Here is a 20,703-nt window from a genome sequence, read left to right on the forward strand (position 1 = left end):
CACGCACCGCCACGCGGGGGCGACTGCCGCAACGGTCAGGAGACCGCGGCCTTCACCAGCTCGGTGACCTTCTGCTCCACGGCGGCGCTCCACTTCTGGATCGCGTACGACACCGGCCAGCTGTCTCCGTCGTCGAGCTTGGCCGCGTCCTGGAACTCCAGCGTCGAGTAGCGGGAGTTGAACTTGCCCGAGTTCTTGAAGGCGACCACGATCTTGTCGTCCGCGTTCGCGTAGGCGGGCATCCCGTACCAGGTCTTCGGCGACAGCTCGGGAGCGGCGGCGGTCACCGTGACGTGCACGCGCTCGGCGAGCGCACGATCCTCCGGCGTCATCTTCGCGATGCTGTCGAGGACCGCTTGCAGCCCGTCCGCCTTCTTCGCTCCCTTCTTGCCCTCGGCGCGCAGCTCGGCGGCGCGCGACTTCATCGCGGCACGCTCCTCGACGCTGAAGCCGTCGGATTCGGTCATGGCGTTCTTCGTGGGCATCTCAGGCTGCCTTTCGACGCTCAGGGCTCGGCGAGTGCCGGCCGTCCTGAGGAAGCCTAGGATCGACGAACTCCGGCCGCTTCTCGAATCCTGATCACATCGGCGGTCGGCCGCTCGCCGGGATCCACCGCCGGCCTAACGTGGTGACAGGGTCGCTCAGCGGTCTGCGGGCACCCCGTCCTCCAGTTGCCGGATCATGGGGGCGAGGAGTTCGTTGAGTTCCCGAGCCACCGTCGCCGCGCAGGTCATGCTCCCGTCCCAGCGGCTCCGCGTGCAGGTCGCCGAGACGATCCGGCGGTGCCAGCGGACGTACCCGGGTGACAGCTCGGTGGCCAGCCGCCACGCGGTCGCGGCGAAGGCGACGGGGAGGATGTCGCCCCAGGTATCGGAGAACTCGTCGATACGTCGAAGCACCTCGGCCTCGTAGCGGCCGTGCCCGTCGGTGCCGCGCTCACGGTCGAACTGCTCGTCGAGCCAGAAGGCACGCGGTTCAGGCATCCTCATCCCCCGTCCAGGGCCGCCGCTGTCATCGCGTCTCGCTCACCGTGACGGTGTACCACGAACACGCGCGGTTGTCGGCCCGCCTCCGCCACCGGGGTCGCGACCGGCAGTGCTCTCGGCGGCGCCTAAGGCGGTTCAGGAGCCGGTCGTCTGGTATCTACGGAGCGCGGCCTCGGCGAGCTGGTCGAGGTACTTGTCGCCGCCGGGCTCGTTCGCCATCTCCTGAACGACCACCAGCGTGGTCCCGATCCGGACGAGAACGCTGTCGCCTTTCACCGTGACGGATTCGGACGTCCAGCTTTCGGTGACGTGGAGGCTCTCGTCGCCGATCCGCGGCCCTGGTGCCGTTGCGAAACGGAAGGTGTTCCCGTCCGGCGACGGCACGGTGGGGCAACGGCTGATGACGGTCCGCAGGTCGCTCATCGCTCGCCGCGCGCCGTCGTCGGCGTAGGTCCGGAGGATTTCGCTCCACACCCAGAGGCGCTCGGGACCCTCGTCATAGCTGAGAGTGGCGGCGGCCATCGCTGATGGCGTGCCGGTCAGCCTCGTGCCCGACAGCAGCGGAATCATCTCGTCCGAACAGGGTCCTTCGGCGCCTGAATCCTCGTCTCCGGCATCCGACGACATGGAGGTCGCGATATCCACGCTGTATCCGGGCGGGAGCGAGTCCGTGGTCACCAACCGTGCGGAGAGCGTCGCGGAGTAGCCGGATCCGCCGGTCGCCGGAACCGCTGGGGAGGCCGGCTTCGTGGACGTGGCCGGGCCCGTCGCCTGGGCCGCGGACCGGGCGGGCCCGCCCGTCGGCCGATCCGAGGTTTCCGCCGCTGAAGAGCCGCAGGCGGTCACCATGCAGACGGCCACCACCGCGACTGACAGACGCAGCATCCTGAGCACCGGACAGCTTCCACCTTTCAGACGAGCCCCGTCACGCTACCAGCGCAGGTGACTCCGCCCGCCGCGCGGCCTGTACCAGGGGTTACCGCTCCCTCGCCGGGACGGTGGCCGGCTCGGGGCGCGACACCGTCAGCGCTGCGACGTCGCGCCTGGAGAACTGCCCGGGGACGCTCAGCCCGGCCCGAGCATGCGAGTGGAAGTTGTTCATGGCGTTGACCCACTTGTCGGCGAGGGCGTGCCACGTTTCGTCATCCAGCTTCGTTCCCTGCCGAGCCGGCTGCTCGAGTTGCCAGACGGCACGGTTCAGCTCATGCGCCGCCTCGACAGTCGCGGCGTCGGCGAGCAGGGGCAGTGCCTCGAACGCTTCGGATCGGCGTAGCTCGACGTCCGCCAGTTCGCGAAGCAGCGCGTCGAGGTCGGCTTCGGGCGCGCCGTTGCTGCGGCCCGCATGAACCTGGTTCGCGCGAGTACCGGCCAACTTCGCCGCGGAGACGTAGGAGACGTACGCGTCCAGTCGACGCTGGTCCCACCGGACCTGCAACTCCCTGGCGAACCTGTCGCGATCGGTCAGTCTGCCGACGACGTACGTGCCGGCTGCTCCCGCAAGCACTGCGATCACGGTCGCCAACGCGGTGATTGCCTGATCCATCTCGACACGTCCCTCCGCTCGTGCAGCGACGGCAAGCAGGTTAGCCAGGTGCTTCGAGCTCGCGATCCGGCGTCCAGGAAAGCTGTCACCTCGGCCGGGCCGAAGTGTGCTCGCGCCCGTGCCTGCGATCGAGCGCTCGCCACGCAGCCGAGTATGCCAACTGTCGGGTACGCCTCGCTGGAGGCGGATCAGGCAACACGCGCCGCCGCGAACTCGGTGCCGGCCGGTATGGATCCGGCCGATCAGCATCGGCGAGAATGGATCCATGGCGTGTCCGGCGGTACCGTCGTCCACGTCGGCCGTATGGCTCCGGTCGCGGCCGACGCCGTGAATTTCCTGATCATGTGCAGCTGTATCGGCGCGCTCTTCGCGGCCGGTGAGTCGGTGCGGGTGGCGGTGCGGTGGTGGCTGATCCGTCGTCGGCCGGTGCTGACCTGTGCCGAGTTCACCTCCGCCCAGCCCGGCACCGCAGTGGTGGTTGTCGGCCGTACGGCCGCTGGGCCGGTGATCACCGCGCCCCGCAGCGGCCTGGCCTGCGTCGGATACCAGTCCGTCCGCGTCCACGACCACGAGGTCAGCGACAACTACACGGAGACCACCACGGACCCCGGTTTCGAACAGGGCGACACGTGGCTGCACGGCGATGCCGACGACGCGGAGATCCACCTCGCTCTCCCGGTACGCACCCGCAAGCTGTTCCACTTCAACAGCCCGATGATGGTCCGCGTGGCGCACATCGAGGATCGCGACAACAGCCTCCGCGACCAGCGGGCCGAACAGGAGTTCATCGTCCCGGCGGACCGACCGGTCGTCGCGGCCGGAGTGGTCGCGGCGGCAGCCGGAGACTCGGGAAGGCTGTACCTGGACGGCGACGACTGGCCGAACGGAACAGCGCAGGGACGCGTCGGCGACCTCGCCCGCCGCTTCGCCCGCGACGTCGCCGTACTCCTGTGCACCGCCCTGGTGCTGACCGGACTGGCGACCGCACTGTTCCAGGTCGTCCGTCGCTGAGGCTCCCGGCAGACGCGGCGCAGCAGAGCAGGTATTCGTCCGATCACCGCGTACCCGCGCGCACTCGTGCGCGATCGGCGAGCCGAGGGCGGCGCCGGCGCGACGCTGGGCGCTACGGAGCACGGAGTCAGCGGCCGGGAACCGGCTCGGACGACGGCCGCCACTCCCGCCTGAGCAGCCCGTACACCCACGAGTCCGAGACCTCGCCGTTCACGACGCAGTCTTCCCGCAAGGTCCCTTCACGTAGGAACCCGAGCTTCTCCAGCACGCGGGCAGATGCCGCGTTGCGGGTATCGGCCTCGGCCTGGACTCGATTCAGCTCCAGCGTGTCGAAGGCCCACTGCAGCAGGGCGCGCGCAGCTTCCGTCGCATAGCCGTGACCCCACGCGGCCTCGACGAAGCAGTAGCCCAGCGACGCGCTGCGGTACTCCGGATTCCACCGGTTCAGGCTGCACCAGCCGAGAAACGCCCCGTCGGAGAGACGATCCACGCCGAGCCGCGCCCCGGTGCCCTCCGCTGCCATCTGCCGGCAAGCCGCGATGAACCGCTCGGCGCGCGCACGATCGCTCCACGGCGGCGCGTCCCAGTACCGCAGCACGTAGGCGCTGCTGTGCAGCGCGAAGAGGTCGTCGGCATCCGCGTCGTCGAATGGACGCAGTCGGAGGCGAGCGGTGTGCAGCGTGGGGGCGGGCAACGACACTCCCGTCATGCTCCCTCCCAGGAATGATGGCCGACGTCAGAGGCCGAACATCGGCCGACATGCTGTCATGCCGTCGACCCGTACGCCGAGCCGCTCTTGCCGGGTCATCCACTTCTGCCTGGTGAGCCGTAGGCGGTCGGAGACGAGCGCCTCGCCGTCGCGCGCGTCGACTGAGATGCCGTCGGCCTCGTAGCCGAGCTTGCGGGAAACTCCCTGCGAGGCGTGGTTGTCCTGGAACACCTCGGTGAGCGCCGCCCGCGCGTCGAGGTGATCGAAGGCCAGCGTGAGCAGACCGACCCGAGCCTCGGTTCCGTAGCCCTTGCCCTGGTGTTCGAGCCCCAGCCACGAGGAGGTCGTGACCTCGCGGACAACCAGGAAGTCGCGTGCTCGCAGCGTGACCATGCCCAGCGGGTCTCCGTCGTGGAAGACCGCGAGTCCGAGGCTCCACCCGGCCACGCTCCACTCCGCGAGCCGACCCCAGTGTCCCTGCAGCACGGACCGTGCCCGGTCCTCGGGACTGCCGTCGGTCCACGGCGTCAGGAACGGACGCTCGTCGGCCCGGTGCACGCCGTCGCCCGCCAGGCGCGCGAGTGCGGCGAGCTCCTCCTCGCGGGGCAGCCGAAGTTCGAGTCGTGGCGTGACGACGGTCAGGCTGTATTGGGGCCACAGGTCAGCAAGCACGGACCCGATCATGACCGCTGGGCCAACGCCACGCTACTGAGTTGCCGGGGTGCGCGCTGTCATCGGCTACTTGTTTCATCGACCTACAACCGTGGCGCCGGCCAGCCGAAGCGCTGCCGAGCGGACTCCGTCGGCCCTCCGCGCTCATGCCGAAGCTCTACGGTGAGGTGCATGCCCGGTGCCACGGCACCACCGGCGGCCAAACGAGTGGCGTGGCCAAGGGGAGGTTCAGATGCTCTACCAGAGCCCTGCTGACTTCTGTGCCAAGTACGCCGAGGCGCACAACCGCGACCAGACCGATGAATCCGGTGCGACGACCGTGCTGGACAGGGTGACCATCGTCAGCGAGACGGCGGAGACGGCCCGGATCGAGGCGGTCTGGTACACCTTCGGCCACGAGCCGGAATCCGGGTACTACGACGTCTTCGAACGCACCGCCTTCGTCCTGGTCAAGCGGCACGACGGGTGGCGCCTGCACTCCGAAGAAAATCTCGGCTACGAGTGACAACTGATCACTGCAGGACGGCCCGGCGGTCATCACCAACGGGTGACCCGAGCAACCTGGTCTTGCCGAATGCGTAACACGGTGGTTACGCTTTCCTGGTGGACGAGGTGGCTGCGGCGATCGCCGACCCGGTGCGGCGGGAGATCCTGGTGATGCTGCGCGACCAGCGGCTCCCCGCGGGGGAGATCGCCGACCGGTTCGTCATCAGCCGGCCCGCCGTCAGCCGACACCTGCGGGTGCTCCGGGAGAGCGGCCTGGTCCGCGACACGCTCGTCGGCCGGCAACGCTTCTACGAACTGGACGCGTCGCGGTTCGCCGACTTGATCGAGTGGCTCGACCAGTTCGCTCGGGCCACCAGTTGGGAACGTCGCCTCGACGCGCTGGAGACCGAGGTCTATCGCACCCGTCGCGAGCGCCGCCGGCGCGACACGGCGGAACAACGACAGGAGAAAACGGCATGAGCAACCCGCCCACCGGCCGGCTCTTCCCGATCGCCGACGGCCACGATCTCGTCCTCAGCCGTACGTTCCGGGCACCCATCGAGGACGTGTGGGCCAGCGTGACCGAACCCGACCGCACCGCTCGGTGGTTCGGAGCGTGGGAAGGCGACGCCGCTCCCGGTCGCATGATCAAACTGCAGATGGCCTACGAGGATCAGTCACCGTGGTTCGACGTACGGATCGACGCGTGCGACCCACCCCGCCGACTGGCCGTGTCGACGACCGACGAGTCCGGCAACTGGCGGATCGAGCTGAGGCTGTCGCAGACCGATGGTCACACCCAACTCCAGCTCGTGCACCACCTCGACAACACCGACCAGGTCGGCGAGATGGGTCCCGGCTGGGAGTACTACCTGGACATGCTGGTGGCCGCCCGAGACGGCTCCCCCACACCGAGCTTCGACGACTACTACCCGGCGATGAAGCCCTACTACTCCTCGCTGCCGGCCGAGGTCGACCCAGCGTGACCTCGCGGCGCTGCTAGTGGGTAGCGCCCTCACGCCGACCCGAGGGCGACCATCTCGCCCGCTGATTTCAGGCGAAGATGGCCTTCACCGAGTTCCAGAGCACGCCCCGGTTCTCCCGGCCGGGATACAGCGCCAGCACGGAGTCGTACAACTCCTGGTAGTTCGCCGCCTCTTCCCGCGTGGCGGCGAAGTCCTCGATGTAGCGGCGGGTGCGGCCGATGTCGTCGGGACTGTGCGGGTCGCCGTCGCGCTTGTGCCCGGAGACGACCGCGGTCGGGCGAAGCCCGTCGAGCGTGTCCAGTGCGTCGAGCCACCGCCGGCTGCCGTCGCCCGTGGATTCGGCCATATAAAGATGTACGTCGCCGTAGACGGCGTCGCCGGCCACCACCAGTCCGATGGAGGGCACGTACAGCGAACTGGTGCTGTCGGTGTCGGTATGGCCCAGCTCAATGGCCTGCAGTTGCTCGCCTTCGAGTTCCAGTCGCCCGTCGGCGAGCGGCTCGACGCTGAACCGCTGGTCGCAGAGTTGACCGGGGAAACGGGGCTTCCAGTAGCCGTCGAGCCACTGAGGGCTCCACTGGGCGGGTATCTGCTCGGCTACGCCCGGCACCGCGACGACCCGGGCGGCGGGGAACCGCTCCAGCACCGCGGGAGCTCCGAAGAAGTGATCACCGTGGGCATGGGTGATGAAGATCGTGGTGACGTTCTTGCCGGTGGTGAGGATCCAATCGGTCAGGACCCTCGACTCGTCGATGGTCATCAGCGGATCCACCAGGACCGCGTCCCGCTCGCCGAAGATGAGCGTGGACGCGGTCGGCGACCACCGGCGGCGGTCCTCGCCCGGCGGGAGATCATCGGAGACGGCGACCTTGGCCGGCGCCACGTGGACCGAATAGCTCAGCATGCCGTTTCCACCCCTCTTCGGTACGAGATCCCCGCGATGCCGGGGAGACACGGGGTTCAGCCGGTCGCCCGCGGTCACGATGTCGACGAGTCAGCTGGGGTACCCACTTCTGCGCGAGATTCCCGGCATGGGCCACGAGGGTTTGATGCGAGGTCATACGGCCAGCTGAGGCCCTTGTCGGCCTGGTTCGGCTCGCGTGGTTGCTGTACTTCGCTGCTGTACTGCTGGTCTCAGACGAGGCGCTGGATGCGGACCTTCGGTTGCTCGTTTCTCAGGTGGCCGTGCTTGTGCTGGCGGACCTGCTCGTTCCACACCTCCTGGCCGTAGTCCGGGTTCGGCGGGATCCACTTGTGGGAGCCGTCGCTGTAGTGGAACTTCTCGTCACCGGGCCGCAGGATGCTCATCGGATCCATCCGACGAACCGGTGATGCAGGTGGCCGGCGGGGACGTGGGCCAGGTCCTGGCTGGCGTCGACGAGCTGGGCGGCCAGGTAGAGGGCCAGCGACACCGGGGCGCTGTCGTACTCCGCCCGCAGCTCTCGCCGCCGGGTCTGACAGGGCCACTCCCCCGCACAGCCGCCGCACGTCCAGGCCGGCTTGACCGGGTGGTGGGTGGTCATCGCGGGCTGTCCTGGCTGGGCCAGTGGCCGCGGTTGATCGGGATGCAGTGAAGGCTGCGGCACGGCAGGCTCGCGCCGCATCGGCAGACGCGCCGCCAGCGCCGCCAGGACCATACGGGCCGATGCCTACGGGCGAGAGTCAGCGCGGTGGCCAAGAGGTATTCGTCGTACGAGACGCGCCGCACGTGCCCCTCCCTCGTCGATCACGAGGGCGAGCTCCTCCCCCGTGGCTGAGAGGGACGCGGCGGCCAGGCGAGACCCGCACCGCCCGCCGCATCCCGTGAGCAAGAAGCTACGGTCGGTTGCGGAGCGGAATGGGTATGGTTCGTACCCCTAGATCACGAGAGCAGCCCGACCTTCACGGCGAGGTCACGGGCGTCGTCACGGGTGGAACGCGGGCCATCGAGCAGGTCCAGGGTGATCTGACGGGCGTACCCGTTGAAGCGGATCGTCTCCGGGGCCGACTCGTACGCCCGCCGGAGGGTCACCACGGCCGCTTCCTGGTCGTTCTTGCCGTAGTGCGCCCGCGCCACCTCGATAAGATGGCGCGCCCCGCGCGGCCTCGACGGGATCGCTGCCGAATCGTGGCGGCGCGCCTGCCGCACCGCCTCACCTGACTTCTGCAACTCCACCGCCACGGTCACAGCATGAGCGCCCATGATGACTCGGGAGAACGATGTCTGCGGTTGATAGAAGCCCTGCGGCAGGCGCTGCGCCATCCGGTCCGCGCGGTCCCAGTACCGCCAGGCCCGGCCTTCCTCGCCAGCACGAGCGGCGGTGTAGGCGACCTCGAAGTTCAGCGCGCCCCAGAGCGCCAAGAGGTTCGCGTTCCCGTCGGCCATCCTCGGCTCAAGAGCCGAGAGCACGTCAAGAGTCACGGCCGTAGCGGTATCCCAGTCCCCGGCATCCCGATGCACCTGGCACAGGAACCATCCCGCGCATGCCACCGCCTCCGGATCACCAGACTCCTGCGCCGCCACCATCGCCCGGTCCGCAACCCGCCACAACAGCTCGGCGGCAGGTTGGTAGGCAAGGAACATCTGCGTCAGCCCGAGCGCCTCCGCCAACAGGGCCTGCGCCTGCCGGCGCTCGTCACCCTCGTATGCCAACGCGGCGCGCTGCACGTCGCGCAGCAACCCCGGCAACAAGCCACCCAACACCGTACGGTGATCGGACGCCTGATGGCGCGCCCGCCATGCCACCGCAAGCCGCTCCCTCAGGCTCGTCAACGACTCGACAGAAACCTCGTCGGAGAATACGAATCGGTTCACTGCGTCCCGGACGGACGCCAACGCTGGATGCTCCGGCCCGTTGACCACAGCAGACCGGGCGCCCAACTCGCCGGCCAGGGCAGAGACCTCAACCTTGAGGGCACGCGCGATGCGATCCAGCATGTGAATGCGCGGCGGCAGGATCCGATCGGTCTCCACCGCCTTGACCCACTCAGCGCTACGGCCAACCAACCCACCAAGCACCGCCCGAGTCTTCCCGGACCGCTCCCGGTAGACCTTCAACCGCTGCCCGAAAGTCAGTTCCGGCAAAGGTTCCATCCCGAACCTCCTCGTCGCACGGGCTGCACCATCGGCACCTAGGGCCGCCGTCCCACCAACGCTACCGAGCAGCCCGCACCCTCATAACCCCTCACACATAGCCCGTCCGCAATCCAAAGCCGAGACAGGCGCTCTCCTAGACTCCTCGCTTGTAAGTTCTGGGCGCCGTCCGGTGGAGTCCGTCCGCATCCCCGACCTCGGGCGGCTGTCCCCGCCCGGCCGCCAGTGGCTGCCCGCGTCCCGGCCCGTTGCTGTCAGCGTTGCTGTCGAGAGCATCGGGGCCATCACCGCTTAGTGCTGGTCGGCCATCGGCGCTTGCTGCCCGAAGAACTCGCGGAGGAGCCGGCAGAGGGTCGAGATGGCCCGCTTGTGGTCGTCATCGCTGACAAGGCGGTCCTCGGTGGCATTGTCACCGAAGGTCTCCGCTAGCGCCAGAGACCAGAAGGCGAGGCTGCTGCCACGGTGGCGGGCGGTCATCCACTCCTGGAACACCGCCAGCTCGCCCCGGCCACGCGCAAGGTCAAATCCGGTCAGCGCCGAGAACGCTCGGTCGTACCTTGGCCGCCCGACGTACAGACCCAGCCTGTGATCCACATGCCAAAGGAACTCTTCCCAGCCCACCGAGGCATTGTCTCTGACCATGACCGCTTCGGTGTGAACGCAGATGCGGGACATCGTTGGGTGTCATCCGTCGCCGTCTTGGGCTGCAGGGCAAGCCTCATCTGCTGCTCAATGCCGTCTTCTACTGGCGGTTGCTGAGCGTTTCGATACCTCCTCGCTGCCTCTCTGGCCCCGGCCTGGGTTATACGCAGCGAAGGAGTCAGGGACGGTTCTCCTCGTGCCCCGCCTCTAATTGGTCTGCTCGGTGGTGAAGTTCTGCAGCGATGGTGTTCCAGTCCGGGCCGAAGGCACGCAGGTCGTTGGCCGCCCAATGCAACAGCTCGGCATCCTCCGGCCGTTGGAGGCAGGCCAACCGGAACGCGAGGTTCCGCGCCCAGACAGGCAGACCCATCCAGTCCTCCTCCAGCATCACCTCCAGCATCGCCACGATCTCGTCAGCCGATGCGAAGGTCACCACCTCGACGAATGCGCTGGCAACCCTGGCGCTATGCCGCTGACTAAGCAACCTGGCCAACTCAAGCAGCGACATGCACTCCGGCGCGAAGGGCTCTGCGTCAGCGGGCTCCCTGAGACGATCCCTAGTAGCCCTGTCAAACAACGCCCGGAACCAACCCGTCGTCTTCACAACTTAGAAGCTAACCGCTCTCCACCTGACGACCGACCACGGCACCGACGCCCGGCGACGATCTGACGTAGGTGAGTTGAAGCGGAACTTAGGGCGGCTGTCCCGCAACCAGCGGGGACGGCGGGCAGCGCCTGCTCGCACGGCATCTCAGGCTGCCATCGTCCAGGGTTACTTGACGTCGTTTCACGGTGTCTTGTGCCCATGTGTGCCTCAGAGCGCCGTCAGCCGGGCGGAGGGCTGAGAGCATCCTCGTCGTGATATCTCTACCTCAGCCCGACGACCTCACGTCTCTGGTTCTCCGTACGGACTTCACCGACGACGCTGCGTGGGAGGCCCTGAAGGCGGCCTTGCACGCCTGGGAGGGCCACGACAGCGCAACCTTCGTTAACGACCCGAACTACGCGAACCTCAGCGTCCAAGAGCTAGTCGACGCGGAAGACGCTGCGAGCCACGAAGATAAGCTGATCTACCTCTTCCTCGCCGATGCGACCACGATGACCGATGTCGAACGCCCGCTGCTCGCCGTCGATCTGGCCCATGAACCCGGCCGCACCTTCCGGGTGCCGCCCCGCTGGTTCGCGGACGTCTCGGCCAATTTCACCATCGCGAACCTGGACTTTGACGAGTTCGCTGACGCCGCCGACAACTCCGGCACGTACCGGGGCCTCGACGGGGACTAACGCGCTGGTCTGGGCCTCCGCCGGAAGGAGGTAACTGGAATTGAAGCTGCACTGTCAGCTTGGGAATCGGATTGATCACGCCGGTGAGCGGTCGCGCCGCCTGGATCATCCCGCGCCGCCTGGTTGTAGCCTCGCCCGTTATGAGTTGGCTGCCTGAGGACTTCGTCCACCCCGTCTACGTGCCCGTGCCGAACACCGCGCTTCACCTGCGGCCTATCCGGGAGGCGGACACCGCGATCGACTACCCCGCCGTGATGGGCTCCCGAGAGCGCTTGTGGGAGGTCTTCGGCCCGGCCTGGGGTTGGCCCCTGGAGACGATGACCTATGAAGAGGACCGCATCGACTTGCTGCGGCACGAGAAAGAGATAGCCGCGCACCAGTCGTTCAACTACGCGCTGCTGGACGAGGAGGAGACGGCCATCTTTGGCTGCGTCTACATCGACCCGCCTGAGCGCACCGGCTCGGACGGAGAGATCTCCTGGTGGGTGGTGGACGACCTCGTCGGCGGCGAGGTGGAGCGCGCGCTCGACGCGCTGGTGCCGCAATGGATCGCCGCCGACTGGCCCTTTCAGCATCCCCGCTATCTGGGCCGCGACATCACCTGGCAGGACTGGCTCGCGCTGCCGCGCGCCTCGTGACACCGCGGCAGGCGGGATAGCTCCCCTTCCGCAACCACCCACGGACCGCGAGCTGCCGGCGGAGCCCCGGCCATCCTGAAGCCGGAGCACCCCCGCCGGAGGCGCCCTAACCGCCACCCCGCGACCGCCCCCAGCTCGCCGACGCAGCCGGCGTGCGCTCCCCTACGCCGCGAGTGCTCGTGGCCGCGCGGCCCGGCCGGATGCCGGCCCACCCTTCTCCGGTCAACGGTCTGTCGTGCTGCGGCGGCCCTCCGGGCTCCCCGCTATCCGCGCCAGCCGCCGGGCATCAGGAGCGACCGCCGCAGAGCGACAGCGACAGCGGCAGCGGCCGGCGCGCGCCCAGGCGGCGGCGCGTGCGGCCCGTCAAGGGCCGCCTTGATGGATGTACAGAAAGTCCTCCCACACCGGCCGTCACCTGGCTGTCCTCCGTCACCTGGCTTGTCCCGTCACGGCACATACTTGACAGTCGCGTCCCACCAGACGCTTGACATGATCGTCGCGCCTCGTTTACGCCGATCCATCGGGCCGGTACCAGCTCTGGCGCTCCATCCACGCCTGGTGAGCGGCCTTGATCGCCGAAGCGCCTCCGCTGCTTTCGCGCTCTGCCAGGAAGCGATCCAACAGCCTGAACAGGGTGTCGCTTGCGGCACGGTTCTGAACGTCATCGAGCGGCAGGAGCGGGGAGTACTCCTCGGGAGTAGCGAGCCGTCTGGCGAGTGCCTGCCACGTCAGGTTGTTACCGGCGTCAAATTGGATGACCAGCCACTCGCGCCACCCGTCTAACAGTCGAGCGTCAGCCATCCGGTAGCCCTGCAAGAACGCTGTGAACTGCCCAAACGAGCCGTCTAGCCCGAACATGCCCGGCCTCCGGTGAAGCTTGTCGAACAGCTCCCGATAGTCCATCGCCATCCTCCCGTGCCCTCCGAGCCCAACGACCACGCTCGGCCCGCCCATAGAACCTAGGTCAACCGTCGTGCATCAGTTGGGACGGATCCGTCAAGCATGTGGTGGGGCTAGACAGGCGGCAGACGAGCCCGTAACGGAGTGGATGACCGTAAGCCTGCCTGGCAGGGTGAACTGGTGCCGGATAGCGACCCCACCGAGGCGGAGTACCTCCGCCAGATAGAGCTGCTTGCCAATGACGTCGCCAATCGGGCGCTGGACGAGGGCTGGCTGAGCTTTGATCCCGATCATGACGATGCGACGCCTCTGCAGCGTGCCGTGAACGCGCTGGCACGCCAACTACGGCACCACCACTTCGAGGATGATGGCTGCGTTGACCCGGACACCCCGCTTGTCGGCCTAGCCGGGGCCCTGCTGGTTCGTCCCACGACCGCCCTGAGCAAGCAGGAGTACGTCGACATCTGCGAGCGGCTGGGCGTTGAGGCACGGCCTCAAGGGTGGGCGCTGTGGCACACCTGGGACCAGAAGGGCCGACGAATCACCATGGTCACGACCAGGATCAGCACCACTAAGGGAATGCTGCTCGTCTGGTCGAGAGGCCACCACATGGTGCCGGCCAAACCGCCACGTGCCGCAGTGGCAGCCACCGTCAGGGGCTGGCTTGGACCGGCGGTCCGATCTCCCGGATACGTGGCCGAGACGGGAGTAATGGAAGCGGCCGTCGCCGCTTCCGTGCCACTGTGTTCGACGGGTGGGTCTACGCCGGCCCCGTCGAGCGACAGAGACGAGGGCGCCCACCGGGATGTTTCACCACGTCCCGAGACTGATCTGTAACGCAGGTCCTAGACTCGGCACGGCCGCCAGCCTGCCGTCCCGCCGCAGCCTCGGAGGCGACGGCGGATTGACCTGTCGGTACCCGGTGCCACTCTGGCGATCGTCGAGCACGCCAACGCGGCCTTCCTACCGGGTCGCTGGACTCGACATCGGAGATGCCGAGCGGCCTTCCTGCCGCTGATGTGGACCACATCCCGCCGGCTCTCAATCTCGCCGGCCAGCGCGCCGGTCTCCCGAATCCGCTGAGCGGCCCAGCACGGCCTTTCCCGCAGCGTCCCACCAGATGCTTGCCATACTCAATCTGGGCAGCATTTGTCGGCGGGTGACCTTAAGCCTCCAGCGGCTCCCAGCGCTTGATGACAACTGGGTCAGCATGCGGGCCAGGCCATACCTGCAGTCGAAGTCGCTCCGTGGTCGCCGGATCATCGTCGGAATCGATGCCGGCACGGTCTGCTTCGGCCAGGTTGCTCCTCGCGGCTCGTACACGAACCAGTCCCGCCGCTACCCCGAACCGCGCTGCCTCCGGCTCGTAGTCGGTGCAGCCCATGACGACGAGTCGGCCCGAGCGAACTTGCAGGCTTCCCTCCACGACATGGTCGAACTCCGCGCTGTCGTCTTCTGGCGCTGCCTCCAACATCTCCACGGTCACGGCCACGTTGACGTTGACGGTGGTGCCGACCGCCATGGCGTCCGTGTCGACGGCAAGGTGGTCGAGCACAGCCTCTTCCGTCCAGGCATCCCCAAGATCGGTCATGGACCCGTCATCGAACAGGTGGATCTGGCAGTAGCCCGCGAAGAGCTCCAGCTCCGTCGAGATCAAGGCACCCTCCCAGTCTTCGTGCCCTGCGAAGTTTCGCCGCAGACGAAGGCTGGCTGTCAAGCATCTGGTGGGACTAGACAGCCGGCTGCCGGCTGCCGGCTGCCGAATCTTAGGACCTATGTAATAGGGCGCTACGCTACGCACGATCTTGTAGCGCTCGCCGATTGCAACGGTGGCTGTCCTCGGACGAGAGGGGCGAGGTGGGCACGTTCGGAACCGGTCCGTTCAGCAGCGACGGCGCCCTGGACTTCCTTGAAGAACTCGCCGAAAGCCGCTGGAGCAGCACCTCGACGCGCTCCAGCACATGTTCACCTACGTCCTGGCCAACCGCGGCCTTCTCTGGCGGGAGTTCTTCCCTGACGAGGTAGTCGCGGCGGCGGCACTCGTAGCCGCCGCCCTTCCCGGCGGGGAGCACCTACAACGTCACCTGGCGGAACTGTCGGACGGGGCAGGCATGCCACCGCTGCCCACGTCGGCGTCGGGTCTGGCTGCGCCCGCGCTGGAGGCGTTGCTCTTCGTCGCCGGCCCCGGGGGGCCGTGGCATCAGGGGTGGACTGCCGAAGCGGACAGACTCGACGCACAACGGACCACCGACGGCCTCGTTGCCATCCTTCGTGCAGCGATCTAGCCGGACGTGTCACCCGCGTCCCGAGACTGGTCTGTCACGCAGGACTTGAGCCCCGACACAGCTGCCCGACGGCGGCCCCGATTCGACATTGGCCTGGTTACGGTACCGGCCCGCTCTCGCCGCCGGCCGCGACGCCCAAGCCCTGCACCGCGCCGCCACGCAGGAATTCTTCGGCCGGCTGGAGCACACCAGTCCCGCTGGCGGCTGCTCCCGCCCGATCCGCCTCACGAGCACTACCGCCGCCGTCGACCGTGACACTGGCCGGGTCCTGAGCGAGCAGCACGCCGACGAGCTGCGCGGCCGCCGAGAGCTGATCGAGCGATACGCCGTTACCGAGCCCGTGATCGACCGCGCCATGCAGGTGCTACGGATCAAGGGCATGAATGAGGCCCTGCCAGGCGTAGGCGTCTTCGTGAGTAGCCCCTCCTTCAGTCAGCAGTCACGGGACCCGCTTGCCAGTAGCGTCCCACCAGACGCTTGAACATGATCAGGTTCAGCTGGGGCGGTAGCTTGCTGCGCGTGAGCTATGACATGTTCATCCTGCGGTTCGAACGCGGCGAGCCGGCGTCAATGCCGGGAAGCGCGTTCCGGGCAGCGTTCCAGCCGTACATCGACCGGACAGAGCCGGAGTTCGACTACTGGCATGTCACTGCGCCGGACGGTGGCGATGCGAGCCTCTACGCCGCGCTCACCGACGATGTGCTCCACGGATTCTTGATCAACCGGTTCTCCAACGGCATGGTCCTCGACATGCTCGTCACGTTCATGGGCCTGGCCGACGCCGTCGTCGTGCCGCCGGATTGCCCAGCAATGCTGACCAATGAAGGGCAGCGCGAACACCTTCCCGAGGATCTTCGCACCAACGCCGTCGTTGTGCAGCGCGGAGCGGACATAGAGGCCGTCCTCAGCGGGTCCTAGACCGTTGACCGCAACCTGGGACGGATCTGTCAAGCATCCGGTGGGAGTAGACACGCAGACGGCCGGGCGTCGCCTGGAAGGATGCGCGGCATGGACCGTTTCGAGGGCCGCTGTTGGCTGGACTGGTGGGCGAACTCCTCCACCCTGCTCGGCAGCATCGAGGTGTCCGTCGTGATTGCCACGGCCGGCGCCGGTTGGGATGCGCGTGGTCGCCTCGTCAGCAAAGACGACGAGGACCGCGACGGCTTCGCATTCCTGTGCGATCTCGATCCCGTCTTCATGCTGCGTTCCGAGGACGGGAGCACTGTCGATGTAACCGTGCACCCCACCGACGAATATCGGCGCTTCGCGCTCACCGAGTACAGCGGGTCGGTCGCACGCTTGGTCGAGCATTACATCGCTCTCTAGACACGCGGCCTTCCTGCCGTTGGTGCGGACCAAGTCCTGCCAACTCTCGATCGCACCGGCTGCTGTGCTGGTCTCCCGAATCCGCTGAGCAGCCCGGCACGGCCTTCCGGCCGTCCACGATGGCCCAGATTCGCACCCGCCCACGGGTGGGGCGACCTGCGGCAACTGGCGGCACAGGTAACGCCGGTTGCTCCGTCAGCGGTCGCCAGCGTTGACGGCGGGCAGGTCGAGGTAGGCCAGCAGCCGCATAACACCGGCGAGGTGCTGCAGGTCGTGCCAGAGCACCGGCAGGTCGTCCGCCGGACGGCCCAGCAGCGCAAGCAGCTCGGCCACATCATCACTGCCCTGCCCGACGTCGATCCCCGACGCCGGGTCATCCGCCAGCTCGAACGCGGACTGCAGGTCGACGTTCCAGTAGTAGTCGACACCGACGCCCGACAGATCGATCTCCGCGCCGAATCGCTCCTCAACCGCGGTCAGCAGCACTCCGCACACCCGGCGAAGGTCCTGGACCCTCAGCATGTCCGTCACGGCCGCCGTCCTCCCGACAATGCACCCGCACATCGATCTCGATTGCTGTACGGACGGCAAAAAGGCCATCCCCGATCGGGAATGGCCTTTTACCTGCGTGGGCGATACTGGGATCGAACCAGTGACCTCTTCGGTGTGAACGAAGCGCTCTCCCGCTGAGCTAATCGCCCTCAGCGCGCATGACTGTACCTGATCCGCTGCCTCGTCCGCGAATCCGGGGTCAGTTCGTGGCGAGGTAGTGCATGACGCGGGCGATCACGTCGATGCCGAGGCTGTACTTCAGGGAGAGCCAGAGCACCACCGCCACGAAGACGAGGCCGACCAGGCCGAGCAGGAAGCGCACGCCGAGTGACTGTCGCGTCACCCACCTGGTCCAGCCCTGCACGTGCCGGCGGGTGAAGGCGAGCAGCCTTCGGGCCCAGTGGTACTCGATGGCCCAGATGCCGAGGCCGGCGATCACCAGCAGCCAGCCCGGCCCGGGCAGCGGGATGAGGGCGATGCCGACGGTGACCACGAGCGCGCCCGCGATCGTGATGAGGATCTTGAGGGTGATCCGGCCGGTGGGATTGGCGCGGATCAGTTCGAGGCTGATCGAGGCCCGCCTACGCCAGCGGGGGCGCTTCCGGTCCGCGAGGGCGACGGTCCCCTCGGCGGGCTCCGGCGCCCCTCCACCGGAGTCTCGCCGACCGGTCCGGTCGTGCTGATCCATCGGCACTGCATACCCCCGCTTTTTGGCTCTTCGGACCGCGACTTTCGGTGGGCGAGGCGCCGCGATCGGATCCACTGAGGATCGGTTCGTGACCATTTCACCCCCTAGTGTCGCTCGGGACCGTCACCCCTTCCGACGACTGGACGTTACCGGAGTAAGTCGACGACTGAGCCACCCGACGCCGAGCGGGACCACGCACTGGGCGGAACCGGAAATCCTACATGAATTTTCACATTCAGGAGGCCTTTCCGAACCGCTTCCCACCACTGGGTGAAGTCAGCGTATGGCGGAGCGTAGCCAGGAGTAGCACCTGAGTATGGGAAAAGCGGGACACGCGCGTTCCGCAGCGGTGCCGGGGGGAGAACGTCCATGAGTGTCATCCGACCGACGACCGTAGAGGTCGAGACGTCGCTAAGGCTCGTCGCGCCTGACGCCACCGCCTTGCCGGTGCGTGCCAGCTTGCGTTACGACCCTGCTGACCCGTATGCGGTCCATGTCCTGTTCCATGCCGAGTCGGCCGGTGGCGAGGCGGTGAGCTGGTCCTTCGCCCGCGAACTGCTGGTCACCGGGCTCGACGAGCCGGCTGGGATCGGGGACGTCCGGGTGTGGCCGTGGGCCACTCCGCGCGGCGACTTCGTCGCGCTCGCGCTGTCGTCACCCGACGGCAACGCTCTCTTCGAGGTGCCGCGGAGCGTCCTGGTGCGCTTCCTGCGGCGGACGTACGTCGTCGTCCCGCGAGGCCGCGAGGCCGAACACCTGGACGTCGACACGGCGGTGACCCGGCTGCTCGCCGGCCGCTGACCGCCACACCGGGTAACACCGGCCATCCGGCCACAGGGGCCGCGCGGATCTGCCGAGTCCGCGCGGCTCCGGCACGCCCAGGTGTACGCCGACCGTCCCACCACCCCCGGGGCCGGTCGGCGTTCAGCCGTGGGTGGTGATGCCCCCGTCGACCGGAATGACCGCTCCGGTGAGGTATGCCCCGGCTCGTGACGAGAGGTAGATGGCCGTGCCGGCCATGTCCTCCGGCCGCCCGATCCTCCCCAGCGGCACCTGCCCCTCGATGGCGGCCCGGGACGCCGGATCGTCGAGCGCGAACGCCATCATCTTGCTCTCGAAAGGGCCGGGCGCGATCGCGTTGACGGTGATCTGCTCACCGGCAAGCTGGTGGGCGAGGCTGCGGGTGAGCATGTGCACGGCCGCCTTCGTCGCCGAGTAGGCGTACACCTCCATCGACGGCACCCGGATGCCGTCGATCGAGCCGATGTTGATCACGCGGGCCGGGTCGTCCGCACGGGCCGCGGCACGCAGGGCCGGCAGCAGCGCGTTGGTGAGCCGGAACACCGCCTTGACGTTCACCGCCCAGAGCTTGTCGAACGCGCTCTCCGGGTACGCCTCCAGCGGCGCGCCCCAGGTCGCGCCCGCGTTGTTGACCAGCACGTCGAGCCGGTCGTACCGCTGCCGGATCGTGGCGGCGAGCCCTTCGGCGCCGGCGTCGCTGGAGAGGTCGGCGGGGATCGCCTCGCAGCTCCCCTCGGCCGAGAGCTTCTCGGCGACGGCGGCGCAGACGTCCGCCTTGCGCGACGAGATGATCACGTGGGCGCCGGCCTGGACGAAGCCCTGGGCGATCATCAGACCGATGCCCCGGGATCCCCCGGTGACCAGGACCGTCTTGCCTTCGACCGAGAACAGCTCCGTCATGCCCATCCCCTCGCGAGTGACCGGTTCGTCGCCGGCCGACCCGCCCGGCGACGGCCGGTCGGGTGGCGACGTGGCGCTGCCGTCGCAACCCCACCGGCACTACCGCCGGGTAACGTAGCCCGGCCCGGCGGACCGGGACAAGAGCCCGCCGCCCCGAGCCCACCCGCGCCGCTCCGGTGCTACGACGGCCGAGGCGGGGCGAGGGGTGCGACTACCTGCGACGCGGGCTAACGTCGGTTCCGATGGTCTTCTCCGGTCAGTACCCCCCGGCAACGGTCGCCACGAGCCTCACCGTCGCCACCGAGATCGACACCCTCGCGCTGGCCGGTCTGGCCGGCGATCCGGGCTGGCGCCGACCGGTGCTCGTCGACCGCGACCTGCTGGTGCTGGCCACCGGCGGGCACGGCGACATCGAGCTGGACTTCGAGTCGCTGCCCTGCCGCCCCGGCACCCTGCTGCGGGTGCGCGCCGGGCAGGTGCTGCGCTGCCCCTGCCCGCAGCTCGACGCCACAGTGGTGCGCTGGGACGCCAACGCCCTGCGGGGGCTCGACGTCGACCCGGACGCCGTACCGACCTGGTGGCAGCTCGCCGGTGAGGACGAGGACGCGGTGATCAGCGAGGTGAGTCAGCTCGCTGTGGACTCCGTCCGGCACCGGACGATTCCCGCCGCGCGTGGGCTGCTGCGTCACCAGCTCGCCGTGCTGCTGCTGCGGCTCACGTTGGCCGGCGTCACCGGGTCGACGTCCCGCCCCGAGGAGGACACCTTCCGTCGCCTCTGCCGGGAGGTCGAACGCGGTTACCGGCACACCCGCCGCGTCGAGGACTACGCCGCCCGGTTGGGCTGCTCGGTGCGTACGCTCACCCGGGCCTGCCTGGCGGTGACCGGGCGCAGCGCCAAGCAGCTGATCGACGAGCGGGTGGCGTTGCAGGCCAGCCGGCTGCTCGCGGCGACCGACGAACCGATCGCGCGGATCGGCCGGGGGCTCGGCTTCACCGAACCGACGAACTTCGGGCGGTTCTTCACCCGCGAGACGGGGCAGAGCCCCGGCGCGTTCCGGGCCGCCCGCGAGCAGCCCCTGCCGGACGGGGCTGTTCGGCCCCGTCCGGTCACCGCGCCGCGCCGGGTCCACCCACAGCCGTCCGCTCCGCCGCGCTGAGCCGGTCGCGCCCCGCGCCGACCTTGTCGACTCCAAACTGGACCGGAAGGGCGTTTCCCGAACC

The 20,703-nt window shown here is 68.3% G+C and carries 29 protein-coding genes, 1 tRNA gene and 1 pseudogene; 13 read left to right on the forward strand and 18 right to left on the reverse strand.

Translation table 11 applies throughout. The features are described from left to right. Positions 1 to 35: 35 nt before the first annotated feature. From D7044_RS05430 to D7044_RS05445, 4 genes are all read right to left on the reverse strand, one after another. Positions 36 to 467, reverse strand: a complete 432-nt coding sequence (locus D7044_RS05430; protein WP_199716487.1) for an iron chaperone — start codon at positions 465 to 467, stop codon at positions 36 to 38. Positions 468 to 641: 174 nt separating this feature from the next. Then, on the reverse strand, positions 642 to 983 hold the full coding sequence (locus tag D7044_RS05435; RefSeq protein ID WP_233564874.1) for a hypothetical protein: 342 nt from the start codon (positions 981 to 983) through the stop codon (positions 642 to 644). A gap of 138 nt (positions 984 to 1,121) precedes the next feature. Continuing rightward, the gene (locus D7044_RS05440) at positions 1,122 to 1,880 is read right to left on the reverse strand and encodes a hypothetical protein (RefSeq protein ID WP_120688162.1); all 759 of its coding nucleotides are present in this window, start codon (positions 1,878 to 1,880) and stop codon (positions 1,122 to 1,124) included. Between the two features lie 82 nt (positions 1,881 to 1,962). Then, positions 1,963 to 2,823 carry a hypothetical protein gene (locus tag D7044_RS05445; RefSeq protein WP_147434587.1) on the reverse strand — a complete coding sequence of 287 codons (861 nt, stop codon included), beginning with the start codon at positions 2,821 to 2,823 and terminating at the stop codon, positions 1,963 to 1,965. Here D7044_RS05445 and D7044_RS05450 point away from each other — a divergent pair. Continuing rightward, positions 2,800 to 3,540 (forward strand): hypothetical protein, encoded by a 741-nt coding sequence (locus D7044_RS05450; RefSeq protein WP_120684130.1) that lies wholly within the window; start codon positions 2,800 to 2,802, stop codon positions 3,538 to 3,540. The two genes, D7044_RS05445 and D7044_RS05450, sit on opposite strands and share 24 nt — an antisense overlap. Positions 3,541 to 3,667: 127 nt before the next feature. On the opposite strand, the gene D7044_RS05455 is transcribed toward D7044_RS05450, so the two are convergent. Together D7044_RS05455 and D7044_RS05460 are read right to left on the reverse strand one after the other, a co-directional pair. Next, the gene (locus D7044_RS05455; RefSeq protein WP_120684128.1) at positions 3,668 to 4,249 is read right to left on the reverse strand and encodes a GNAT family N-acetyltransferase; all 582 of its coding nucleotides are present in this window, start codon (positions 4,247 to 4,249) and stop codon (positions 3,668 to 3,670) included. A 27-nt stretch (positions 4,250 to 4,276) separates the two neighbouring features. After that, the gene (locus tag D7044_RS05460) at positions 4,277 to 4,921 is read right to left on the reverse strand and encodes a GNAT family N-acetyltransferase (RefSeq protein WP_120688239.1); all 645 of its coding nucleotides are present in this window, start codon (positions 4,919 to 4,921) and stop codon (positions 4,277 to 4,279) included. 232 nt (positions 4,922 to 5,153) lie between these two features. Here D7044_RS05460 and D7044_RS05465 point away from each other — a divergent pair, with 232 nt between their 5' ends. The 3 genes from D7044_RS05465 (at position 5,154) to D7044_RS05475 (ending at position 6,393) form a co-directional block, all read left to right on the forward strand. After that, on the forward strand, positions 5,154 to 5,426 hold the full coding sequence (locus D7044_RS05465) for a hypothetical protein (RefSeq protein WP_120688163.1): 273 nt from the start codon (positions 5,154 to 5,156) through the stop codon (positions 5,424 to 5,426). A gap of 98 nt (positions 5,427 to 5,524) precedes the next feature. After that, positions 5,525 to 5,887: a metalloregulator ArsR/SmtB family transcription factor gene (locus D7044_RS05470; RefSeq protein WP_120688164.1), complete on the forward strand. Its 363-nt coding sequence runs from the start codon at positions 5,525 to 5,527 to the stop codon at positions 5,885 to 5,887. Continuing rightward, on the forward strand, positions 5,884 to 6,393 hold the full coding sequence (locus D7044_RS05475) for an SRPBCC family protein (RefSeq protein ID WP_120688165.1): 510 nt from the start codon (positions 5,884 to 5,886) through the stop codon (positions 6,391 to 6,393). The genes D7044_RS05470 and D7044_RS05475 overlap by 4 nt, the downstream gene beginning before the upstream one ends. 67 nt (positions 6,394 to 6,460) lie before the next feature. On the opposite strand, the gene D7044_RS05480 is transcribed toward D7044_RS05475, so the two are convergent. The 6 genes from D7044_RS05480 to D7044_RS05505 all read right to left on the reverse strand — a co-directional run bounded on the left by D7044_RS05480 (position 6,461) and on the right by D7044_RS05505 (position 10,616). Next, positions 6,461 to 7,297, reverse strand: a complete 837-nt coding sequence (locus tag D7044_RS05480) for an MBL fold metallo-hydrolase (protein WP_120688166.1) — start codon at positions 7,295 to 7,297, stop codon at positions 6,461 to 6,463. Positions 7,298 to 7,527: 230 nt separating this feature from the next. Continuing rightward, entirely contained in the window at positions 7,528 to 7,701 is a 174-nt protein-coding gene (locus D7044_RS32565; protein WP_199716488.1) for a hypothetical protein, read from the reverse strand. After that, positions 7,698 to 7,916, reverse strand: a complete 219-nt coding sequence (locus D7044_RS05485; RefSeq protein ID WP_120688167.1) for a flavin reductase — start codon at positions 7,914 to 7,916, stop codon at positions 7,698 to 7,700. Before D7044_RS05485 ends, D7044_RS32565 begins: the two co-directional genes overlap by 4 nt. 338 nt (positions 7,917 to 8,254) lie before the next feature. Then, the gene (locus D7044_RS05495; RefSeq protein ID WP_120688169.1) at positions 8,255 to 9,466 is read right to left on the reverse strand and encodes a helix-turn-helix domain-containing protein; all 1,212 of its coding nucleotides are present in this window, start codon (positions 9,464 to 9,466) and stop codon (positions 8,255 to 8,257) included. Between the two features lie 291 nt (positions 9,467 to 9,757). After that, positions 9,758 to 10,141 (reverse strand): hypothetical protein, encoded by a 384-nt coding sequence (locus D7044_RS05500; RefSeq protein WP_233563596.1) that lies wholly within the window; start codon positions 10,139 to 10,141, stop codon positions 9,758 to 9,760. Between the two features lie 145 nt (positions 10,142 to 10,286). Beyond that, entirely contained in the window at positions 10,287 to 10,616 is a 330-nt protein-coding gene (locus D7044_RS05505) for a hypothetical protein (RefSeq protein WP_233564875.1), read from the reverse strand. A gap of 350 nt (positions 10,617 to 10,966) precedes the next feature. Between D7044_RS05505 and D7044_RS05510 the strand changes: the two genes are divergently transcribed. Continuing rightward, on the forward strand, positions 10,967 to 11,392 hold the full coding sequence (locus D7044_RS05510; protein ID WP_147434588.1) for a DUF6924 domain-containing protein: 426 nt from the start codon (positions 10,967 to 10,969) through the stop codon (positions 11,390 to 11,392). A gap of 140 nt (positions 11,393 to 11,532) precedes the next feature. Beyond that, complete coding sequence (locus D7044_RS05515) at positions 11,533 to 12,030, forward strand: GNAT family N-acetyltransferase (protein ID WP_120688241.1); 498 nt, start codon at positions 11,533 to 11,535, stop codon at positions 12,028 to 12,030. Between the two features lie 507 nt (positions 12,031 to 12,537). Here D7044_RS05515 and D7044_RS05520 read toward each other — a convergent pair. Next, the gene (locus D7044_RS05520; protein ID WP_147434589.1) at positions 12,538 to 12,933 is read right to left on the reverse strand and encodes a hypothetical protein; all 396 of its coding nucleotides are present in this window, start codon (positions 12,931 to 12,933) and stop codon (positions 12,538 to 12,540) included. 141 nt (positions 12,934 to 13,074) lie between these two features. Between D7044_RS05520 and D7044_RS05525 the strand changes: the two genes are divergently transcribed. Next, positions 13,075 to 13,767 (forward strand): hypothetical protein, encoded by a 693-nt coding sequence (locus tag D7044_RS05525; protein ID WP_147434590.1) that lies wholly within the window; start codon positions 13,075 to 13,077, stop codon positions 13,765 to 13,767. Positions 13,768 to 14,095: 328 nt separating this feature from the next. Here the strand turns inward: D7044_RS05525 and D7044_RS05530 are convergent, their stop codons facing one another. After that, on the reverse strand, positions 14,096 to 14,587 hold the full coding sequence (locus D7044_RS05530) for a hypothetical protein (RefSeq protein ID WP_120688172.1): 492 nt from the start codon (positions 14,585 to 14,587) through the stop codon (positions 14,096 to 14,098). Between the two features lie 304 nt (positions 14,588 to 14,891). On the opposite strand from D7044_RS05530, the gene D7044_RS05535 reads away from it, so the two are divergent. From D7044_RS05535 to D7044_RS05550, 4 genes and pseudogenes are all read left to right on the forward strand, one after another. Then, positions 14,892 to 15,215 (forward strand): hypothetical protein, encoded by a 324-nt coding sequence (locus D7044_RS05535; protein WP_120684098.1) that lies wholly within the window; start codon positions 14,892 to 14,894, stop codon positions 15,213 to 15,215. Between the two features lie 289 nt (positions 15,216 to 15,504). Then, positions 15,505 to 15,696: pseudogene (locus D7044_RS33380) on the forward strand (hypothetical protein); the annotation flags it as partial. Between the two features lie 38 nt (positions 15,697 to 15,734). Continuing rightward, positions 15,735 to 16,133, forward strand: a complete 399-nt coding sequence (locus D7044_RS05545) for a hypothetical protein (RefSeq protein WP_147434591.1) — start codon at positions 15,735 to 15,737, stop codon at positions 16,131 to 16,133. A 90-nt stretch (positions 16,134 to 16,223) separates the two neighbouring features. Continuing rightward, positions 16,224 to 16,541 (forward strand): hypothetical protein, encoded by a 318-nt coding sequence (locus D7044_RS05550; RefSeq protein ID WP_120688173.1) that lies wholly within the window; start codon positions 16,224 to 16,226, stop codon positions 16,539 to 16,541. A 195-nt stretch (positions 16,542 to 16,736) separates the two neighbouring features. Here D7044_RS05550 and D7044_RS05555 read toward each other — a convergent pair whose 3' ends face one another. The 3 genes from D7044_RS05555 to D7044_RS05565 all read right to left on the reverse strand — a co-directional run bounded on the left by D7044_RS05555 (position 16,737) and on the right by D7044_RS05565 (position 17,877). Beyond that, the gene (locus D7044_RS05555; RefSeq protein ID WP_120688174.1) at positions 16,737 to 17,027 is read right to left on the reverse strand and encodes a hypothetical protein; all 291 of its coding nucleotides are present in this window, start codon (positions 17,025 to 17,027) and stop codon (positions 16,737 to 16,739) included. Between the two features lie 143 nt (positions 17,028 to 17,170). Then, positions 17,171 to 17,242: transfer RNA gene (locus D7044_RS05560), tRNA-Val, on the reverse strand. Between the two features lie 50 nt (positions 17,243 to 17,292). Then, positions 17,293 to 17,877 (reverse strand): TIGR02611 family protein, encoded by a 585-nt coding sequence (locus D7044_RS05565; protein WP_120688175.1) that lies wholly within the window; start codon positions 17,875 to 17,877, stop codon positions 17,293 to 17,295. Positions 17,878 to 18,150: 273 nt separating this feature from the next. Here D7044_RS05565 and D7044_RS05570 point away from each other — a divergent pair, with 273 nt between their 5' ends. After that, positions 18,151 to 18,582, forward strand: coding sequence for an SsgA family sporulation/cell division regulator (locus D7044_RS05570; protein WP_053653619.1), 432 nt, complete (start codon positions 18,151 to 18,153; stop codon positions 18,580 to 18,582). A 123-nt stretch (positions 18,583 to 18,705) separates the two neighbouring features. Here the strand turns inward: D7044_RS05570 and D7044_RS05575 are convergent, their stop codons facing one another. Beyond that, positions 18,706 to 19,482 (reverse strand): glucose 1-dehydrogenase, encoded by a 777-nt coding sequence (locus tag D7044_RS05575; RefSeq protein WP_120688242.1) that lies wholly within the window; start codon positions 19,480 to 19,482, stop codon positions 18,706 to 18,708. 242 nt (positions 19,483 to 19,724) lie between these two features. Between D7044_RS05575 and D7044_RS05580 the strand changes: the two genes are divergently transcribed. Continuing rightward, positions 19,725 to 20,639: a helix-turn-helix domain-containing protein gene (locus tag D7044_RS05580; protein WP_120688176.1), complete on the forward strand. Its 915-nt coding sequence runs from the start codon at positions 19,725 to 19,727 to the stop codon at positions 20,637 to 20,639. Positions 20,640 to 20,703: the final 64 nt, after the last annotated feature.

It is taken from the genome of Micromonospora musae, from assembly GCF_003626635.1.
GTDB classification, from domain to species: Bacteria; Actinomycetota; Actinomycetes; order Mycobacteriales; family Micromonosporaceae; genus Micromonospora; species Micromonospora musae.

Coding starts and splice junctions, on each gene's coding strand:
- D7044_RS05430 (WP_199716487.1), bottom strand. CDS start 467: ATGACCGAATCCGACGGCTTCAGCGTCGAGGAGCGTGCCGCGATGAAG.
- D7044_RS05435 (WP_233564874.1), bottom strand. CDS start 983: ATGCCTGAACCGCGTGCCTTCTGGCTCGACGAGCAGTTCGACCGTGAG.
- D7044_RS05455 (WP_120684128.1), bottom strand. CDS start 4,249: ATGACGGGAGTGTCGTTGCCCGCCCCCACGCTGCACACCGCTCGCCTC.
- D7044_RS05465 (WP_120688163.1), top strand. CDS start 5,154: ATGCTCTACCAGAGCCCTGCTGACTTCTGTGCCAAGTACGCCGAGGCG.
- D7044_RS05475 (WP_120688165.1), top strand. CDS start 5,884: ATGAGCAACCCGCCCACCGGCCGGCTCTTCCCGATCGCCGACGGCCAC.
- D7044_RS05480 (WP_120688166.1), bottom strand. CDS start 7,297: ATGCTGAGCTATTCGGTCCACGTGGCGCCGGCCAAGGTCGCCGTCTCC.
- D7044_RS32565 (WP_199716488.1), bottom strand. CDS start 7,701: ATGAGCATCCTGCGGCCCGGTGACGAGAAGTTCCACTACAGCGACGGC.
- D7044_RS05485 (WP_120688167.1), bottom strand. CDS start 7,916: ATGACCACCCACCACCCGGTCAAGCCGGCCTGGACGTGCGGCGGCTGT.
- D7044_RS05495 (WP_120688169.1), bottom strand. CDS start 9,466: ATGGAACCTTTGCCGGAACTGACTTTCGGGCAGCGGTTGAAGGTCTAC.
- D7044_RS05500 (WP_233563596.1), bottom strand. CDS start 10,141: ATGTCCCGCATCTGCGTTCACACCGAAGCGGTCATGGTCAGAGACAAT.
- D7044_RS05505 (WP_233564875.1), bottom strand. CDS start 10,616: ATGTCGCTGCTTGAGTTGGCCAGGTTGCTTAGTCAGCGGCATAGCGCC.
- D7044_RS05515 (WP_120688241.1), top strand. CDS start 11,533: ATGAGTTGGCTGCCTGAGGACTTCGTCCACCCCGTCTACGTGCCCGTG.
- D7044_RS05520 (WP_147434589.1), bottom strand. CDS start 12,933: ATGGACTATCGGGAGCTGTTCGACAAGCTTCACCGGAGGCCGGGCATG.
- D7044_RS05535 (WP_120684098.1), top strand. CDS start 14,892: ATGTTCACCTACGTCCTGGCCAACCGCGGCCTTCTCTGGCGGGAGTTC.
- D7044_RS05550 (WP_120688173.1), top strand. CDS start 16,224: ATGGACCGTTTCGAGGGCCGCTGTTGGCTGGACTGGTGGGCGAACTCC.
- D7044_RS05565 (WP_120688175.1), bottom strand. CDS start 17,877: ATGGTCACGAACCGATCCTCAGTGGATCCGATCGCGGCGCCTCGCCCA.
- D7044_RS05570 (WP_053653619.1), top strand. CDS start 18,151: ATGAGTGTCATCCGACCGACGACCGTAGAGGTCGAGACGTCGCTAAGG.
- D7044_RS05575 (WP_120688242.1), bottom strand. CDS start 19,482: ATGACGGAGCTGTTCTCGGTCGAAGGCAAGACGGTCCTGGTCACCGGG.
- D7044_RS05580 (WP_120688176.1), top strand. CDS start 19,725: ATGGTCTTCTCCGGTCAGTACCCCCCGGCAACGGTCGCCACGAGCCTC.